General features: G+C 71.9%; 12 protein-coding genes and 1 pseudogene. 11 read left to right on the forward strand and 2 right to left on the reverse strand.

The genetic code is table 11. The annotated features are described in order from the left end of the window. The 3 genes and pseudogenes from ASE87_RS16555 to araA form a co-directional block, all read left to right on the forward strand. Positions 1 to 234, forward strand: a pseudogene (locus ASE87_RS16555) (hypothetical protein); the annotation flags it as partial. Continuing rightward, the gene (locus ASE87_RS01015) at positions 231 to 944 is read left to right on the forward strand and encodes an L-ribulose-5-phosphate 4-epimerase (RefSeq protein WP_056225236.1); all 714 of its coding nucleotides are present in this window, start codon (positions 231 to 233) and stop codon (positions 942 to 944) included. The pseudogene ASE87_RS16555 and the gene ASE87_RS01015, both read left to right, overlap by 4 nt. Further along, a complete protein-coding gene (araA, locus tag ASE87_RS01020) occupies positions 941 to 2,470 on the forward strand; it encodes an L-arabinose isomerase (RefSeq protein WP_056225239.1) in 1,530 nt (509 codons plus the stop codon). The genes ASE87_RS01015 and araA overlap by 4 nt, the downstream gene beginning before the upstream one ends. Positions 2,471 to 2,637: 167 nt before the next feature. On the opposite strand, the gene ASE87_RS01025 is transcribed toward araA, so the two are convergent. After that, a complete protein-coding gene (locus tag ASE87_RS01025; protein ID WP_056225241.1) occupies positions 2,638 to 3,087 on the reverse strand; it encodes a LuxR C-terminal-related transcriptional regulator in 450 nt (149 codons plus the stop codon). 635 nt (positions 3,088 to 3,722) lie between these two features. Here ASE87_RS01025 and ASE87_RS01030 point away from each other — a divergent pair. From ASE87_RS01030 to ASE87_RS01050, 5 genes are all read left to right on the forward strand, one after another. Next, a complete protein-coding gene (locus ASE87_RS01030) occupies positions 3,723 to 4,481 on the forward strand; it encodes a lysophospholipid acyltransferase family protein (protein ID WP_162235843.1) in 759 nt (252 codons plus the stop codon). Positions 4,482 to 4,567: 86 nt separating this feature from the next. Continuing rightward, the gene (locus ASE87_RS01035; protein WP_235472158.1) at positions 4,568 to 5,251 is read left to right on the forward strand and encodes an ABC transporter ATP-binding protein; all 684 of its coding nucleotides are present in this window, start codon (positions 4,568 to 4,570) and stop codon (positions 5,249 to 5,251) included. Next, positions 5,211 to 7,676 (forward strand): FtsX-like permease family protein, encoded by a 2,466-nt coding sequence (locus ASE87_RS01040; RefSeq protein WP_162235844.1) that lies wholly within the window; start codon positions 5,211 to 5,213, stop codon positions 7,674 to 7,676. The genes ASE87_RS01035 and ASE87_RS01040 overlap by 41 nt, the downstream gene beginning before the upstream one ends. A gap of 110 nt (positions 7,677 to 7,786) precedes the next feature. After that, complete coding sequence (locus ASE87_RS01045; protein ID WP_235472159.1) at positions 7,787 to 8,794, forward strand: ThiF family adenylyltransferase; 1,008 nt, start codon at positions 7,787 to 7,789, stop codon at positions 8,792 to 8,794. Between the two features lie 50 nt (positions 8,795 to 8,844). Beyond that, positions 8,845 to 9,858 carry an LLM class flavin-dependent oxidoreductase gene (locus tag ASE87_RS01050; protein ID WP_043595110.1) on the forward strand — a complete coding sequence of 338 codons (1,014 nt, stop codon included), beginning with the start codon at positions 8,845 to 8,847 and terminating at the stop codon, positions 9,856 to 9,858. A gap of 165 nt (positions 9,859 to 10,023) precedes the next feature. Here ASE87_RS01050 and ASE87_RS01055 read toward each other — a convergent pair whose 3' ends face one another. After that, on the reverse strand, positions 10,024 to 11,415 hold the full coding sequence (locus tag ASE87_RS01055; RefSeq protein WP_162235845.1) for a mannosyltransferase family protein: 1,392 nt from the start codon (positions 11,413 to 11,415) through the stop codon (positions 10,024 to 10,026). Between the two features lie 124 nt (positions 11,416 to 11,539). Here ASE87_RS01055 and ASE87_RS01060 point away from each other — a divergent pair, with 124 nt between their 5' ends. The 3 genes from ASE87_RS01060 (at position 11,540) to ASE87_RS01070 (ending at position 17,496) form a co-directional block, all read left to right on the forward strand. Beyond that, positions 11,540 to 12,643, forward strand: coding sequence for a helix-turn-helix transcriptional regulator (locus tag ASE87_RS01060; RefSeq protein ID WP_056225254.1), 1,104 nt, complete (start codon positions 11,540 to 11,542; stop codon positions 12,641 to 12,643). 109 nt (positions 12,644 to 12,752) lie between these two features. Further along, on the forward strand, positions 12,753 to 14,060 hold the full coding sequence (locus ASE87_RS01065; protein ID WP_056225257.1) for an esterase family protein: 1,308 nt from the start codon (positions 12,753 to 12,755) through the stop codon (positions 14,058 to 14,060). A 229-nt stretch (positions 14,061 to 14,289) separates the two neighbouring features. Continuing rightward, complete coding sequence (locus ASE87_RS01070; protein ID WP_056225259.1) at positions 14,290 to 17,496, forward strand: S8 family serine peptidase; 3,207 nt, start codon at positions 14,290 to 14,292, stop codon at positions 17,494 to 17,496. The last annotated feature ends 52 nt before the right edge of the window (positions 17,497 to 17,548 follow it).

Genomic DNA, 17,548 nt, shown 5'->3' on the forward strand with positions numbered 1-17,548 from the left:
CCCGACGAGGCGGCCGCCGACGCGTACGACGCGCTCTACGCCGAGTACCTCCTGCTGCACGACTGGTTCGGTCGGGGCGGCAACGACGTGATGCACCGTCTGCGGGCGATGCGTCGCGAGGCGACCCGCGCCTCCTCGGCGACCTCGGCGACGACCGAGGGCGGTGGAGGCACGGATGCCATCGAGCAGGACGCCACCGCCTCCGCCACGAGCGACGCGCAGGTGACCGCATGACCGGCTGGATCGACCGCTCGACGCAGGCGGCCATCGACGCCACCCGAGAAGACGTCGCCACCCTGCACGCCGAGCTCGTGCGCTACGGGCTCGTCGTCTGGACGGGCGGCAACGTGTCGGGTCGCGTGCCCGGCACCGACCTCTTCGTGATCAAGCCCAGCGGGGTGCTCTACGACGACCTCACGGCCGAGAACCAGATCCTCTGCCGCCTCGACGGCACCGTGGTCGAGGGCACGCCGGGCAGCGACCGCAGTCCGTCCAGCGACACCGCCGCCCACGCCTACGTCTACCGCACCATGCCGCACGTCGGCGGAGTCGTGCACACGCACTCGACCTACGCCACGGCCTGGGCCGCGCGCGGCGAGGCGATCCCGTGCGTGATCACGGCGATGGCCGACGAGTTCGGCGGCGAGATCCCCGTAGGGCCGTTCGCGATCATCGGCGACGACTCGATCGGCCGCGGCATCGTCGCGACGCTCGAGGGGCACCGCAGCCGGGCCGTGCTGATGCAGAACCACGGCGTCTTCACGATCGGCAAGGACGCCCGCGACGCGGTCAAGGCCGCCGTCATGACCGAGGACGTGGCCCGCACCGTCCACGTCACCCGCCAGCTCGGCGAACCCATCCCCATCCCGGCAGAGAGCATCGACGCCCTCTTCGACCGGTACCAGAACGTCTATGGACAAGCACCCGCAGGAGAACTGAAGTGACGAACGACACCCTCGACCCCACCGCCTTCCTCGCCTCGCGCGAGGTCTGGTTCCTCACCGGCAGCCAGGGCCTCTACGGCGAAGAGACGCTCCAGCAGGTCGCCGACCAGTCGCGTGCCATCGCCGACGAACTCGCCGCCGCCTCCGACGTGCCCGTGCGCCTCGTCTGGAAGCCCGTCCTGACCGACGCCCACGCGATCCGTCGCACCATGCTCGAGGCGAACCTCGACGACTCGGTCATCGGCGTCACGGCCTGGATGCACACCTTCAGCCCGGCCAAGATGTGGATCGGCGGCCTCGACGCCCTGCGCAAGCCGCTGCTGCACCTGCACACGCAGGCCAACGTTGCGCTGCCCTGGGCCGACATCGACTTCGACTTCATGAACCTCAACCAGGCCGCCCACGGCGACCGCGAGTTCGGCTACATGCAGACCCGTCTCGGGGTGCCCCGCAAGACCGTCGTCGGCCACGTCAGCGACCCGCGCGTGCAGCAGCAGGTCGGCACCTGGATGCGTGCCGCCGCGGGCGCCTCGGCCATGCGCTCGCTCAAGCTGGCACGCTTCGGCGACAACATGCGCTTCGTCGGCGTGACCGAGGGCGACAAGACCGAGGCCGAGCTGGCCTTCGGCGTCCAGGTCAACACCTGGGGCGTCAACGAACTGGCCGAGGCCGTCGCCGCGGCGTCCGAGACTGCGATCGACGAGCTCGTCGCGGTGTACGAGGCCGAGTACGACGTGGTCCCCGCGCTGCGGGCGGGCGGCGAGCGTCACCAGTCGCTGCGAGACGGTGCGGCGATCGAGATCGGTCTGCGCTCGTTCCTCGAAGAGGGCGGGTTCAGCGCCTTCACGACGAACTTCGAAGACCTGGGTGCACTCAAGCAGCTGCCCGGCCTCGCGGTCCAGCGCCTGATGGCCGAGGGCTACGGCTTCGGTGCCGAGGGCGACTGGAAGACCTCGGTGCTGGTGCGTGCGGCCAACGTGATGGGCGCCGGGCTGCCGGGTGGCGCCTCCTTGATGGAGGACTACACGTACCACCTGGTGCCCGGCGAGGAGAAGATCCTCGGGGCGCACATGCTCGAGGTCAGCCCGGCGCTGACGTCGGGGCGCGCCTCGCTCGAGGTGCACGCACTCGGCATCGGCGGCAAGGACGACCCGGTGCGCCTGGTCTTCTCCGCCGACCCCGGCCCGGCCGTCGTCGTCGCGATGAGCGACGTGCGCGACCGGTTCCGCCTCACGGTCAACGTGGTCGACGTGGTCGAGCCCGACGAGGACCTGCCGAACCTGCCGGTGGGGCGCGCGGTGTGGAAGCCCCGCCCGTCGTTCGCCGTGTCGGCCGAGGCGTGGCTGACGGCCGGCGCCGCGCACCACACGGTGATGTCGACCGCGGTCGGGCTCGAGGCCTTCGAGGACCTCGCCCGCATCGTCGAGACCGAGCTGCTCGTGATCGACGAGGACACCCGCATCCGCGACTTCCGTCACGAGGTCGCCTGGAACGCCGCGTACCACCGCCTCGCCCGCGGCCTGTAGGCCTCGCGGCCGGCTCGCGCGGCTCGCGCGGCTCGCGCGGCTCGCGCGGCTCGCGCATCGAGTGGTCCCGGATCGTCCTTCGCCCCATGGCGAACGACGGTTCGGGACCATTCGTCGTCGCGATGGCCGGGCCCGCTCGACCGCGTCTGCCCCGAGGAGGCGCGGGTCTAGATCCAACCGAGATCTCGCGCGTCCGAGGCGGCCCGTCCGCGGTCGGGCGCCCCGACCTTGCGGACGGCGGACGAGATCAGGTTGCGCACCGTGCCCTCGGCGAGGTGCAGCTCGGCGGCGCACCGTCTGGTCGAGAGCGACCGGTCGACGAGGCGCAGGACGTCACGCTCGCGTGCCGTGAGCGGGCACGCCTCGGCGCGGAGGACCGTGGCCGCCAACCTCGGGTCGACGTGGTCTTCTCCGGCAGCCGTTCGCCGGACGACGGCGAGGAGTTCGTCGATGCTCGCCCGCTTCGAGACGACCGCGTCGATGCCCGACTGGACGATCTGACGGACGAGCACGGCGGGCAAGCGGCGACCCAGGACGACGACCGCGTCGTGCCCTTCGCGCAGTCGCCGGGCGGCGTCCACGACGTCGGGGTGGTCGTCGGCGTCGATGACCAGCACGCTCCGCGGGGGTGGCCCTGGTTCGGAGCAGGGCTTCGCGGAATCGTGGATCGCGACAGCTCTCAGCCCTGGCGTCACACGGATGCACGCTTCGATCGCCGACCGCGTCAGCACCTCGTCAGCGACCACGCACACGTCGATCGGCCCGTCGGTCGACATGGCATCCCCCTACTCGTCATCGACTTCGGGACCAGTATGTCTCATGACGTCGACATGACGGATGCGTGGTGACTTCGTGACGGCCGTGACTTTTGAGTCGAGCTGCCGATGCCGAGACTCGGAGGTGTCTTGTCGACTCGACGTGGGAGGAGGGAACGCATGAAGAAAATCGAGAGCACGACGCTCAAGCCGGGTAGCGCAGCACGCTGCAACGGCGGATGCCTCTGCACCTGACATCCGGGGCGGGCCGCCCATCGGGTGGTCCGCTTTCCCCGTCAGTCCGGTGACCGCATCTCCCGAAAGTCGACATGTCCCTTCCCGTCTTCACCCTCTTCGAGGTCGTCCGATACGAACGTCTCTGGTCGGCGCTCCGCGCCGCCGGGCCCGCTGCCGCGTGGCGACTCATGAACGACATCGCCCGGTTCGACCTGCCCGCCTACGACTCGATCGCCGACCCGTCCGACACGAGCGCCGGCATGGCGGCCAAGGCCCGTGCCGCCATGGGGGGCTTGCCAGGTCTCGCCTCCGTCGACATCGACGCTGCAGCGGGGCGATATGGCGACTACGGGCCTCGGATGCAATTCGAGTCGACGTTCGTCACGCTGTGGCTCGACGACCGAGCTCGGCTGGACGAGGTCGTCGAGGTTCGTGGCGGCGAGCACCTCGAGGAGGCGATGGAGCACGGCCGTGGCGCCCTGGCCTTGCCCCTGCACTTCGGGGCGTCCTACGTCGTCCCGCCGATTATCGCGCACCGACACCCCACGCGCTTCGTCTTCAACAGGATGAACTTCGACGAGCTCCGGGATCGGGCGTTTCCCTCTCTCGATGTCGACGCGTTCGGCATCGACGACGACGCGACCTTCCGAAAGGGGCTCCGAGCGCTCAAGGACGGGCTCGTCTTCGCAATGTTCCCCGAATACGATCCCAGAGGCCGAGGCCGTCACCACACCGTCGTCCCGTTCCTGGGGGCTTCCGTCGTCGCACCGGAGGGGCCGGCCCTCATGAGTCGTGCCGCGGGCGCAGCCATGCTGCCGATGCACCTCGACCGGACGGGAGAAGCTCACTTCGTCCTGACGATCCACCCGGCGATTCCCGCCCCGACAGATGACGTCGAGGTCCAGGGGTCGACGGTCGCGTTGTGGCGACTCATCGAGAGGCTCATCCTCGACGGCCGCGCCGGCGACTGGGAGATGTGGACCGACTTCGATCTGATGCGGACGGAGTCGGCGGCATGAGCACGGTTCCGCTGGTCGAGATCCGAGAAGTGTCACGGCTCTTCGAGAGCCGAGGTGGGAGACCGCCCGCCGTCGACCGTGTCTCGTTGGACCTTCACGAGGGCGAGATCGTCGCGATCGTCGGTCGCTCCGGCTCGGGCAAGTCGACTCTGGTGCAGATGGTCGGTGCTCTCGACACCCCCGATCACGGTCAGATCGTCTTCGACGGAATGACACTTTCTTCCCTCTCCGAGGCGGAGCGCACCGTCCTGCGAAGAGATCGCATCGGATTCGTCTTCCAGGACTCCCACCTCGTCCCGACCCTGTCGGTGCTCGAGAATGTCGCGCTCACGTCACTCGTCGCGGGAAGACGCCGCTCGGAATGGGCGGATCGAGCGCACGCGCTGCTCGACGAACTCGGCCTCGACGGTCTCGGATCGGCCCGTCCGGCCACCTTGTCGGGCGGAGAGGCCCAGCGTGTGGCCCTGGCTCGAGCGCTCTTCTCCCGTCCGTCTCTCGTCCTCGCCGACGAGCCGACCGGCGCGCTCGACAGTGCGACCTCACGGGATGTCCTGAGGCTGCTCCGGGGCGTGGTCGTCGACGACCAGGCGTCAGCGGTCGTGGTGGTCACCCATGACCTCGAGACCGCCTGCATCGCCGACAGGATCATCGTCCTGCGAGACGGCCGAGTCATCGCCGACGAACGCTTCACACCGGCGGCCACGATCGACAGCGTCGAGGGGAGGGCCCATGAAGAACGCGTTCGCGCTTGGTTGGCGGAACATCGCTGACGGACGGCGGCGGGCAGGACTCACCGCCCTCACGGCAGCCTTGGGGGTCGCCCTTCTCACGGCCTCACTCGTCACCGGACTGACGGCGCGCCAGACGGTCGTCGACGGAATCGATTCGTTGCTCACGTTCGGGGACGTGGGCATCGTCCCCGAGGTGGATCGTGAGTTCGTCGACGAGGGTCTCGTGGACGCACTCGCCGCCGATCCCGGAGTCGTGTCGTCGCTCCCCACCCTGAGTCGAGAGACGGTCGCGGTCGGCGCGACAGGTGAGGCGGAGACCCTCCTCCTGACGGGCGCCCCGGCCGGGCCGGACTCGCTCGCCTCCCAGGTGGTCACCGACGGTCGAGCTCCTCGACCGGGCTCGGACGAGGTCCTGGTGCCGACCGATGTCGCAGACCGCATGGACGCCTCCCTGGGGAGTCGAATGTCGATGACGACTCCCTCGGGCGTCCGCTCGTTCGACGTGGTGGGGCTCGTCGACCCCCGCTCGTTGGGTGTCTTCGCCCGGGACAACCTCTTCACCGACCTCGAGGTCGTCCAGAGGGCGTTCGGGCTCGAGGGTGACCTCACCCGTCTCGACCTCGAACTCGATCCTGCAGTCGCGTCCACCTGGGCAGCAGAACACCGAGCGGCGCTCCCGTCCGGAGCCGTCTTCCAGGACACGTCGGCCGTGGCCGACGGCCTCGGGCCCATCGAAACGGCCGTGACGGCGGTGATGGCAGGGCTCGCTCTGGTCGCCCTCGCCGTGTCGGCACTGCTCGGTTCACTGGCGAGCACGGCTGCCGTCCGAGCACGGCGCCGCACCTACGGTGTGCTGCGCGCCACGGGCGCGTCCACGCGGTGGTTGGTCTCGTCGGTCGGCGCCGAGATCGCCATCTTCGCAGCGGCCGGAACGGTCGTGGGCGTCGCGGTCGGCGTCGCAGGCGCTGCGGTGGTGATGAGTCGGACGGACGGGGAGACCCCGTCTCTTCCGACCCTCACCCTCTCGGTCGGTCTCGGTGTCCTCGCGGGAGCGACCTCCGCCGTGCTCGGAGCCCGACGAGCCGTCGCCGACGTCCGTCGAATTCCGCCGGCGTTCGTCGTGAGGGGCGTCGAACCCGCAGACGGTTCGCCCGGATCGTGCTCACGGCGACGAACCGTCGTGGTCGCCGTGGTCGCATCGGTCTCAGCGCTGGTGATCTGGGCCCTCGACTCAGGCGCCGTCCTCGATGCTCTTGGCCTGGTCGCTCTGGCGGCCTGTGCGGTGGCCCTCTCCCGCCTCGCGATCGCGCCCCTGGCGGCGTTCGCGGCCAGGCTCCAATGGGCAGCCGACCTGGCGCGTCGCCGACCGACCCGCGGCAGGTCGACGGTGACCGGGGCCCTCACCCTGGTGGTCTTCGGTGCGGTGTCGCTCGCCACCTGCGTCGGTGCCGTCGCCTCCGCGACAGGGGAACAGATCGATCGGCAGTTCGGGGCCGACGTGCAAGTCACGTCGGTCGTGCCCTTGTCGGACGACGCCGAGCCGATCGTCGTCGTCGACGGCGTTCGGGACGTCGCGCGGTCGGTGTCCGGTGAAGCCACCGTCCTGTCGGCGTCCGCCGAACTCGACGTGCCGTTCCAGGCGATCGACCCCGAGACCTGGTTCGACGTGTCGGGGCTCGCGTGGTCCGCCGGTGGCGGATCGAGAGGTGTCGAGTTGCTGAGGGCCGGTGGGGGCATCGCTCTGCCGAGGGGGGTCGCCGAGTCCCTGACTGTGGCCCCGGGCGATGAGGTCGTCGTGTCGGCCGGGGGGACTCAGGTGCCCCTCGAAGTCGTCGGGCTCTTCACCTCGGTGGCCACGGGGCAACAGGTCGTCATCGACCGCAGGACGGCGGGGGAACTCGGTGTCACGGGGGTCTCTCGGTGGGACGTGTCGGCAGACGGAGGGGTCGATGTCGCCGACTTGTCAGACCGCGTCGCCGCGCAGGTGGTCGGTGTCCCCGGTGTCGACGTCATCACCGCCGAGGCGACGAGGGATCGTGCAGCCTCCGAGACGGCAGCCCTCACGGCAGGACTCTTCGCTGCGGTGACGGTGACTCTGGCCCTCGGGGCCCTGGGGGCCAGCAGCACGCTGAGCCTCGACGTCGAATCGCGGCGTGATGAACTCGCCGTGCTCCGCACCGTGGGGTGCCGACGTCGCGGCGTCGGTGCCCTCGTCGCCTGGGACGCCATCGTGATCGCCGTGGCGTCGCTGAGTGCAGGACTGCTCCTCGGCTCGTTCGGGGGAGCACTCGGGACGCGGATCGTCTCGAGGCTCCTCGGCGTGGGGGTCGACCCGGTGGTCGATCCCGTGACGATCGCGGGAATCGTCGGCGTGACGGCGATCGCTCTCGCCTTCGCCGCCGTGGGGCCGGTCCTGCGGGCCTCCCGCACGGAGCCCCTGACGATTCTGAGGGGCACGTCATGAGCGCTGACGCGAGAACGGGCTCAGCCGCCCGCCCCCGTCTGCGAGACAGCATCATCGTCGTCCAGCTCGCAGACGGTCGCCTGCAATTCAGGGCAACGTACGAGCGGGTCGTGTCGACCTTCTCCGTCGAGCCCTGGGTGGCGGACCTCGTCCCGCTGCTCGATGGGACTCGCACGCCAGTGCAGCTCGCCCAGACTCTTTCCTTACGTGATCGCGGAGCGCTCGAGGACGTGCTGGAGGTCCTCGAATCCGAACGCTTCCTGGCGTCGGAGGCATCTTCCACCGACCGTGCCACGAGGCATTCGCGTCAGCTGCAGCTGTTCGACGAGATGATCTCGGCCGATGAACTGTCAGCAGTCGCTCGAGGACACGACGCCTCGACGATCCAGAGCCGACTCACCGGTGCGTGCGTGGTCGTGGTCGGCGTCGGTGGTGCTGGTTCGTGGGTCGTCCAATCGCTGGCCGCGGCTGGGGTGGGGAGGCTCGTGCTCATCGATCCCGACGTCGTCGAACTCTCAAACCTGAACCGGCAGGTGCTCTTCGATTCCGGAGACATCGGACGAGTCAAGGTCGACGCAGCCGCAGAGCGAGTCGCCGAGATCGACAAGGACATCACCGTCGACGTCTGGCGCACTCGGGTGGACACCGCGGAACAGCTCGCGACCCTGATCTCGGGTGCCGATCTCGTCGTGAGTTGCGCAGACCAGCCCTCGGTGCCCGTCGTGGCCGACGTCGTGGCGACGGCGAGCACCGCGGTCGCTGTCCCGCACATCGTCGGAGGCGCGTACGGCGCCCTGCTCGGGGTGCCGGGTGTCACCGTCCTGCCCGGCCGAACGACGTGCTGGTCGTGCATCCGTGCCGCGACAGCCGACGATCACGGACGTGCCGCGCGAACTCTGAAGGGTTCTTCGCCCGGCGGCTCAGCCGCCCCGTTGGCCGGCGTGGTGGGGAACATGACGGCATGGGAGGCGCTCCGGATACTGCTCGGGGCACCACCGGCACTCGCCGGAGGTGTCCGCGAGGTCGATCTCGCCAGTTTCGACAGCGTCTGGCGCCCTATCCCACCACGTCTCGAATGCGGATGCGTTCCATCGTCCGAGACGACCGGTTCGACCTGACGATCGCCGAGACCGGGCATACGGCGACGCCCGTCGTTGTTCACCCCCGCATGAGCATTCCCCTCTCGATCCTCGACCTCGCCCCCGTCGCACCCGGTCAGACCGTGCGCGAGAGCTTCGCGGCCTCCGTGGCCCTGGCGCAGCAGGCCGAGGCGAGTGGGTACCGGCGGGTCTGGTACGCCGAGCACCACAACATGGCCTCCATCGCGTCGAGCGCGACGTCGGTGCTGATCGCCCACATCGCGAGCCAGACCTCGACCATCCGCCTCGGCTCCGGCGGCGTCATGCTGCCGAACCACTCGCCGCTCGCCATCGCCGAGCAGTTCGGCACCCTCGAGACCCTGCACCCGGGCCGCATCGACCTCGGCCTCGGCCGCGCCCCCGGAAGCGACCAGGCCACGTTCCGCGCCATGCGCCGCGACCCCTCGTCGTCCGAGCGCTTCCCGCAGGACGTCGTCGAGCTGCAGGCCTTCCTCGCGGGGGAGTCCCGCGTCGCCGGCGTCCAGGCCGTCCCCGGTGCCGGCACGAACGTGCCGCTGTACATCCTCGGCTCGTCGCTCTTCGGCGCGAAGCTCGCCGCCGCCCTCGGCCTGCCCTACGCGTTCGCCTCCCACTTCGCCCCCGGCGACCTGATCGACGCCGTCTCGGCCTACCGCCGAGAGTTCCAGCCGTCGACCCAGCTCAGCGAGCCGTACGTGCTCGCCGCCGTCAACGCGGTCGTCGCCGACGACGCGGACGAGGCCGACGCCCAGTTCGCCACCATGAAGCGCCAACGTCTGATGATGCTGCTGCGCCAGAGCGGCCAGATCGACCCCACGCGCGAGTTCGGTGACGACGAACTCGACCACCTGCTGCGGACCCCGGTCGGCCAGCACGTCCAGACCATGACGACCTACACCGCCGTCGGCACGCCCGGCGACGCCCGCGAGTACATGGAGCAGTTCGCCCGCACCGCCCAGGCCGACGAGCTGATCGTCGCGCACGCGGCCTCGTCGACGGAGGCGCGCCTCCGTTCGGTCGCGCTCCTCGCCGACGCGATGCAGCTGGCCCCCGCCGCCGCGTAGCCCGCCGGCGCCTCCGGGCGAGACGCGCTGCGCCCCTCCCGCCGGACACCGCCGAGTGGACTGGACACCGACAAATGCGACGGTGTGCTGTCCACTCGGCGGTGTTGTCGTCGTGACAGCTGACAGCGGCCAGGCCGCGACGCCGCGGCGGCCACGCAGCGGCGGCTACGGCGCGGTGAAGAGGAAGACGAACACGACGGCGACCGGCTGCAGGGCCGCCCCGCCGAGCAGCATCGTGCGGCGCAGCCACGGCCGCGACGAGATCGCGGGCGTGCCGAGCATGGGGCTGAGCGGCATGAGCAGCCGGAACAGGCTCTGCTGCGGCAGGAACACCGCGACGAGGTAGGCGAAGAACCCCGCGACGAACCCGACGACCTCGTGGCCGAGGCGCAGGGTCGAGCGGCGGGTCATCCAGAACGTGAACGACACGATGATGGCCAGCACGAGCACGATGCCGCCGATGCCCAACCAGCGGCCGGCCAGCAGGAACCACGGCGTCAAGGGCACGAAGGCCGGGCGGCCGACGTAGTCGACCCACCAGGCCATCTCGGTCTCGAGGTAGGCGTCCGACTGACCCGTGACGACGTGCGCGACGACCGGCCACGCGAGTCCGGCCGCGGCCATCGCGAGCCCCGCCACGACGATCGTCGTCAGTTCACGTGTCGGCATCCGGCCGCCGACGACGAACTCCCGCAGACCGGCCCAGGCGCGGCGGACCGACGTGCGGGCGGCGAGGGCGAGCGCAGGAGGCGCGGTGCCGATCCCGGCGATCCGCTGCGTCCCGGCGTCTGCGGAAGGCCGCGTCGCCGCCCCGGTCGTCGCGGCGGCGGCGGCGGCGGTCGCGGCAGGGGCATGGCCCCCGGACACAGCCGACGGCCGGGCCTCGGGACGCTCTCGCTCGGTGTGCCAGCGCACGATCAGGTGGATGCCGAGCGCCAACGCCAGGGCGAGCGCCCCGGGTCGGACGAACGACGCGAGGATGCCCGCCGACGCCACGAGCGGGTAGTTCCGCCGCTGCATGGCGAGCAGGCCGCCGAACACCAGCAGCAGGAAGAGGCTCTCGGCGTAGCCGACCGACATGACGAACGCCATCGGCCCGAAGCAGAACAGCAGCACGGCCCAGAGGGCGCCGGTGTGTCCGACCTTCGTCACGAGCAGGCGGTGGAGCACGATCGTCGCGCCCGCACCGAACACGGTGGCGAGCAGGGGCGCGGCGACGACGAAGTCCATGCCCGTGGCCACCATCAGCAGGTGGCAGAGGTACGGGAAGACCGGCAGGAACGCCCACTCGTTCGGCAGCACCTCGCCCGCGGCGTCGGTGGGCAGGGTCGACGGGTAGCCATGCAACGCGATGGTGCGGTACCGGTCGGCGTCCCACGACGACGTGAAGTCGAGGAAACTACGGTCGCTGCCCGGCGTGATGAAGGTCGCCCCGGCGAGTTTCGCGACCTCGTAGACGGCGAAGAGGACGCTCGTCGAGAACAGCCGCGACGCGAGGTAGACGACGAGCACGCTGCGCCAGCTGCCCGACAATCGACCGGCCAGATCGACGGACAAAGCGGGTCGGCGCAGCCTCGCCGCCGACGGCGACGCGATCGTCTCGCGGCTCACCGCCCCGCCCCGTGTCCGGTCATCTGGACGACGCTACCAAGAGTCGGCTGGGACGGGGCAAGATCGACCCGTGCCCCTTCCGTCCTTCGCCGCCCTCGGGATCGACGACGTCGCGGTCGCGGTCTACCGTCACGTCGTCGCCGGGGCCGGGGTGGCGGACGCCGCGGGAACGGCGGCCGGGCCGACGCCCGAGGCCGTGGCGCGGGCCGTGCACCTCGACGAGGCGACGGCCCTGGCCGCCCTGGAGCGCCTCCGTTCGCTCGGGCTCGTCCAGCGCTCGGCGGGAGGCGAGGGCTACGGCGCGGTGGACCCGCGCGTGGCCGTGCCGGCCGTCGTCGCCGCCCGTGCCGACGCGCTCGTCGAGGTCCGCGCGGCCGTGCCCGAGCTGGGAGCGCTGTTCGACGAGGGACGTCGCCCGCACGACGCCGACGAGCTGACGCGGGTGGTCGTCGGGCACGAGGCCGTGGGGGACTGGTACTCGAGGCTGGAGCACCGGGCGACCACCGACTTCGTCGCCTTCGACCGTCCGCCCTACGTGGTCGCGTCGAACGAGTCCACCCAGCGGGTCGCCCTCGGGCGTGGGGTGCGGTGGCGGGCGGTGTACACGGTCGCCAGCATCTCGGCCGACGGCAGCTGGCAGGGCGTGCACCGCCTCGGCGCCGACGGCGAGGAGGCCCGCATCACGCACGACCTGCCGGTCAAGCTCGCCGTCGCCGACCGCCGGGTCGCCCTCGTCTCGATCGGCCACGACCCCGACCGGCCCGAGGCCCTCGTGACCGAATCCGAACCGCTCGTCGCCGCCCTCCACGACCTGTTCGAGGCCCGGTGGCGCAGCGCGTTGCCCGTGCCGGGCACCCCGGGGGCCGGTCGTGCCGCGGTCGACTGGGCCTCGGTGGCCGCGCGACTGGCGTCGTCGACGACCGTGACGGCGACGTCGGGAGCCGCCGTGCCGTCGCGGGACCAGGAGGCGCGACTCGCGATGCGACCCCCCACCCCCGCCGAGCGCGACCTCCTCGCCCTCGTGGCGGCGGGGGCCACCGACGAGGTGATCGCGGGTCAGCTCGGCATCTCGTCCCGCACGCTCCGGCGGCGGCTCCACGCCCTCTTCGACGAGCTCGGCGCGAGCAACCGGTTCCACGCCGGAGTCGAGGCGGCCCGTCGTGGCTGGGTCTGACTCGGCCGACGCCCAGCCCCCTCACGGCTCACCCATCGAGTCACCTCGGTAGCGTCCCGGACGTGATCCATCCGCCCCGTGCCGAGCCGTCGTGCTGAGGCTCTCCCTGGTGTCGGCAGGCACCCTCGCCGTCGTCTACGCGGTGGCCGGCGTGCTCGTGGCCCGGACGCTGCGTCGCCCACGCCGTGCCCGCACCTGGTGGCGGTGGGTCACCGGGGCCGCCGCCCTGGGGGCCGGGCTCGGCGCGCTGGTCACCTGGTGGCTCGGAGACGTCGAGGACGTCCTCGACGTCTCGCCCACCTGGGTCGACCGCCTCTGGGTCGGGGCCCTGCTGATGGTCGCGGGCACGGCCGTGGTCGCCGTGGTCCGCGGAGGCGCGGGGCGACGGGTCCTGGCCGCGTCGACGGTCGTCGTGATGGTCCTCGCGACGGGCCTGGCCATCAACCGCGACAGCGGGCTCTTCCCGACCGTGGGGGCCTTGCTCGGCCTCTCGGACGTCCCGTCGCTCGTCCTCCCGGCCGCGCAGACGGCCGCGGTGCGGGCCGGCCGGACGTCGACCCCGGCCGCCCCCGACCTGGGACGCACCTGGCGGGCGCCCGCCGACCTTCCGTCACGGGGACGGCTCGGCAGCGTCGCGATCCCGGGCACCACGTCCCGCTTCGACGCGCGGGACGCCCTCGTGTACCTGCCGCCCGCCGCCCTCGTGGCCGATCCGCCGCCGCTGCCCGTCGACGTCGTCCTGTCCGGACAGGGCCCGGGCGCCGCCCCCGAGAACCTCGTCGACGCGGGGCGGATGGTCGAGACCCTCGACGCCCTCGCCCGTGCGCACGACGGCCTCGCGCCGATCGTCGTGATGCCCGACCAGCTCGAGCGCCCGACCAACAACCCGATGTGCGTCGACGGCCCGCTCGGGCACAGCGAGACCTACCTGACGGTCGACGTGCCCCGGTGGATCACGAGCCACCTCTCGGTCCAGGCGCCCGGCCGGGCCTGGGCGGTCTCGGGCTTCTCGCAGGGCGGCACCTGCTCGCTCCAGCTGGCGGCGGGCCACCCCGAGCTCTTCGGCTCATTCGTCGACGTCTCGGGGCAGATCGGGCCGCGGCTCGACGGGGGAGCGAGGGCCACGGTGGAGCGGGGCTTCGGCGGCGACCGGGCGGCCTACGCCGCGGCCCAGCCGCTCGCCGTGCTGGCCGCCCGCGCCCCCTACGCCGACAGCGCCGGGTTCTTCGCCGTCGGTGGAACCGACTCGCGCTACGGGCCCGTGATGCCCGTCGTCTCGGCGGCCGCCCGGGCCGCGGGGATGGACGTGACCCGCGACGTCCTGCCCGGCAGCGGCCACGACTGGGCCACGGCATCGCGGGGGCTCGCCACGGGGACCGCGTGGGCGGCGGTGCGGCTCGGGCTGACGAGGTCGTAGGGGGGTGCGGCGAGGCGACCGTCCGCCGAAGGGGGGACGACGTCGGTGCCCCGCCCGCGCCTCCTCATGTGAACTCTTTGGCCGAACCCGGTCAGTGGCCGGTTTCGGCCATGACCCCCACTAGAGGGTCGCCGGCATTCACAGGTAGTTCTTATGGATCGACCGCGGCCCGGGGCTGCGGCGCACCACCGACAGCACGTCCCGAACGACGTGCATCGAAAGGCGATCCGTGATCACACCATCCGGCCGACGCAGGCCGACCGCTCCGCCCCGCACCCGCCTCCGTGGCGGCTTCGCCACCCTCCTCGCCACCGGCGTCGTCGCCGCGGGCCTCGTCGCGGTGCCGGCCACCGCCTCCTTCGCCGCGGACGGCCCGGCCGTCGTGGGCGACAGCCAGTTCGCCGACGGGAAGTACATCGTCACGTTGCGCGAGCCGGCGGCCGCGACCTACGAGGGCGGCCAGCCGGGCCTCGCCCGCACCGCCGTGCCCGAGGGCAGCGATCTGGACGCGCAGAGCGCTCCCGTGCAGGACTACGCCGAGCACCTGAAGGGCGTCCAGCAGGACGTCGCGGCGGCCGCCGGGGCGACCGTCGAGGCGAGCTACGCCATCACGACCAACGCCTTCGCGGCCGACCTCACGGCCGCCCAGGCCGCGAAGCTCGCGAGCGACCCCTCGGTCGCCGCCGTCTCGAAGAACGAGCTGCTCAAGCTGCAGGCGACGCCGTCGACCGAGTTCCTCGGCCTGGGTGACGCCGAGGGTAACGGCGGCGTCTGGGACGCCGTGGGTGGACGCGAGAAGGCCGGCGAAGGAGTCGTCGTCGGCATCATCGACTCGGGCATCGCGGCGGGCAACGCCTCGTTCGCCGGTGACCCCCTCGGTTCGGCGAGCGACACCGAGCCCCACCTCGACGGCGACCGGACCGTCTTCGCCAAGGGCGACGGCGGGACCTTCACCGGCGTGTGCCAGACGGGCGTGCAGTTCGACGCGGGCGACTGCAACACGAAGCTGATCGGTGCGCGCTACTTCGTCGACGGCTTCGGCGTCGGCAACATCGGCACCGAGGAGCAGGGCGAGTACCTCTCACCCCGTGACGGCAACGGCCACGGTTCGCACACGGCGTCGACCGCCGCGGGCAACGCCGACGTCGAGGCCACCATCGGCGACCGCTCGTTCGGCACCGTCTCGGGCGTCGCCCCGGCCGCCAAGATCGCGGCCTACAAGGTCTGCTGGGACGGCCCCGACCGCGTCGCCACCGACGACGACGGCTGCGCCACGCTCGACCTGATCGCCGCCATCGAGGCCGCGGTCACCGACGGCGTCGACGTCATCAACTACTCGATCGGCGGAGGCGGGGCCACGAGCACCTTCTCGGCCACCGACCAGGCGTTCCTCGGCGCGGCCTCGGCCGGCGTCTTCGTGGCGGCCTCGGCCGGCAACGACGGCCCGACCGCGACCACCGCCGACAACGCGGCACCGTGGATCACCACGGTCGCGGCGTCGACCATCCCCAGCTACAGCGCGACGGTGCAGACCGCCGACGGCACCGAGTACCTGGGCGGCTCGATCACCGTGCCGACCGGCACCGACGGCCTGACGGGCGACTTCGTCTCGTCGACCGCCGTCGCGGCCGCCGGGGCGGACGCCACCGCGGTGACCCTCTGCGCACCGGACACGCTCGACCCGGCGAAGGCCGCCGGCACGATCGTGCTCTGCGACCGCGGTGTCTACGACCGCACGGCCAAGTCGGCCGAGGTCGAGCGCGTGGGCGGCATCGGCATGGTGCTCGTGAACCCGACGAGCAGCTCGGTCGACCTCGACGAGCACGCCGTCCCCACGGTCCACCTCAACGCCGACGACTACGACGCGATCCACGCGTACGCCGACACCGAAGGTGCCACCGTCACCCTGCTCGACGGCAACCCGGGCGCACTGCCCGAGCCCGCCAGCCCGCAGATCGCCGGCTTCTCGTCGCGCGGACCGGTGACCGCCGACGGCGGCAACCTGCTGAAGCCCGACATCTCGGCCCCCGGCGTGGCGATCCTCGCCGACGGCGCCAACGCGCAGGGTGAGCCCGGCACGTACGAGTTCCTCTCGGGAACGTCGATGTCGTCCCCGCACATCGCCGGTCTGGCCGCGCTCTACCTCTCGAAGGGCGTGCACCCCGACTGGACCCCCGACGAGGTCAAGTCGGCCATGATGACGACCGCGTACGACCTCGTCGGCGAGGACGGCGCTCCGAGCCAGGACGTCTTCGCCCAGGGCGCCGGGCACGTCGACCCGACCGCGTTCCTCGAACCCGGGCTGCTCTACGAGAACGGACCGGCCGACTGGCAGGCCTACGTCGACTCCATCGACACCGTCGAGGGCACCGATTCGTCGCTCAACCTCGCGTCGATCAGCGTCGGCTCGTTGGCCGGCACCGCACAGGTCACGCGCACCGTCACCTCGACCGAGGCGGGCACCTACACGGTCGCCCCGATCGAGATGGACGGCGTCACGGCCACGGTCGAACCCTCGACCTTGACGTTCGGCGCCGCGGGCGAGAAGCAGGACTACACGGTCACCTTCACCCGCACGACGGCGGCGCTCGACCAGTTCGCCACCGGCTACCTCACCTGGTCCGACGGGACCCACGACGTGCGCAGCCCGCTCGCCGTGCGCCCCGTCCAGCTGCAGGCTCCGGCCGAGGTGGCCGGCGAGGGCGCCACGGGCGAGAACGCGTTCGACGTCACGGCCGGCGACGCCCTCGAGCTGCCGCTCACGACGGAGGGCCTCGCCGCCGGGCAGGTCGCGTCCGGTTCGGGCACGGCGGGCGCCGCGGCGGCCGAGACGCCGGTCACGATCGCCGAGGGCACCACCCACGCGCGCTTCGTGCTCGACAGTGCCGACGACACCGCGGACCTCGACCTGCTGCTCTACACGGCCGACGCCGACGGTGCGCCCGACCAGCTCGCGGCCTCCTCGGCGACGGGTTCGGCGGACGAGCAGATCGACCTCGACGCCCCCGCGGCGGGCGAGTACGTCCTGCTGGTCGACTTCTACAGCGGTGCCGGGCAGCTCGACTACACGCTGACGTCGTACCTGCTCGACCCGGCGGCGGCCGTCGGAGGCCTCACGGTCGACCTGGCCACCCTCTCCGCAGGGCTGGGCGAGACGGCGACGCTGACCGCGTCCTGGACGGGCCTGCCCTACGAGCAGACCTTCCTCGGCCGCGTCGTGTACGGCGACACCGGGCAGGTCACGTACCTCACGGTCGCCTCGGGCGAGGAGCCCGAGACGCCCACACCGACCGACCCCGGCCCCGGCCCCGGCCCGGGCCCGGGTCAGCCCGGCCACCCCGGCCACCCCGGCGGCTGGAGCCTCGGCGACATCCTGCAGTGGATCTGGAACGCCCTCGGCGACCTGTTCCACGGCTGGTTCCCGTGGCGCGGCTAGCACCCGCGGCCTGACGGCCTGACCCACCCGGAGGCGGTGGTCACCTTCCCCG

The sequence above is a fragment of the Frigoribacterium sp. Leaf44 genome, assembly GCF_001421865.1.
Lineage (GTDB): Bacteria > Actinomycetota > Actinomycetes > Actinomycetales > Microbacteriaceae > Frigoribacterium.

Bases quoted from the DNA above. Each gene is read 5' to 3' on its own strand.
- ASE87_RS01015 (WP_056225236.1), top strand. From the start codon at position 231: ATGACCGGCTGGATCGACCGCTCGACGCAGGCGGCCATCGACGCCACC.
- ASE87_RS01030 (WP_162235843.1), top strand. From the start codon at position 3,723: ATGGCGGCCAAGGCCCGTGCCGCCATGGGGGGCTTGCCAGGTCTCGCC.
- ASE87_RS01050 (WP_043595110.1), top strand. From the start codon at position 8,845: ATGAGCATTCCCCTCTCGATCCTCGACCTCGCCCCCGTCGCACCCGGT.
- ASE87_RS01040 (WP_162235844.1), top strand. From the start codon at position 5,211: ATGAAGAACGCGTTCGCGCTTGGTTGGCGGAACATCGCTGACGGACGG.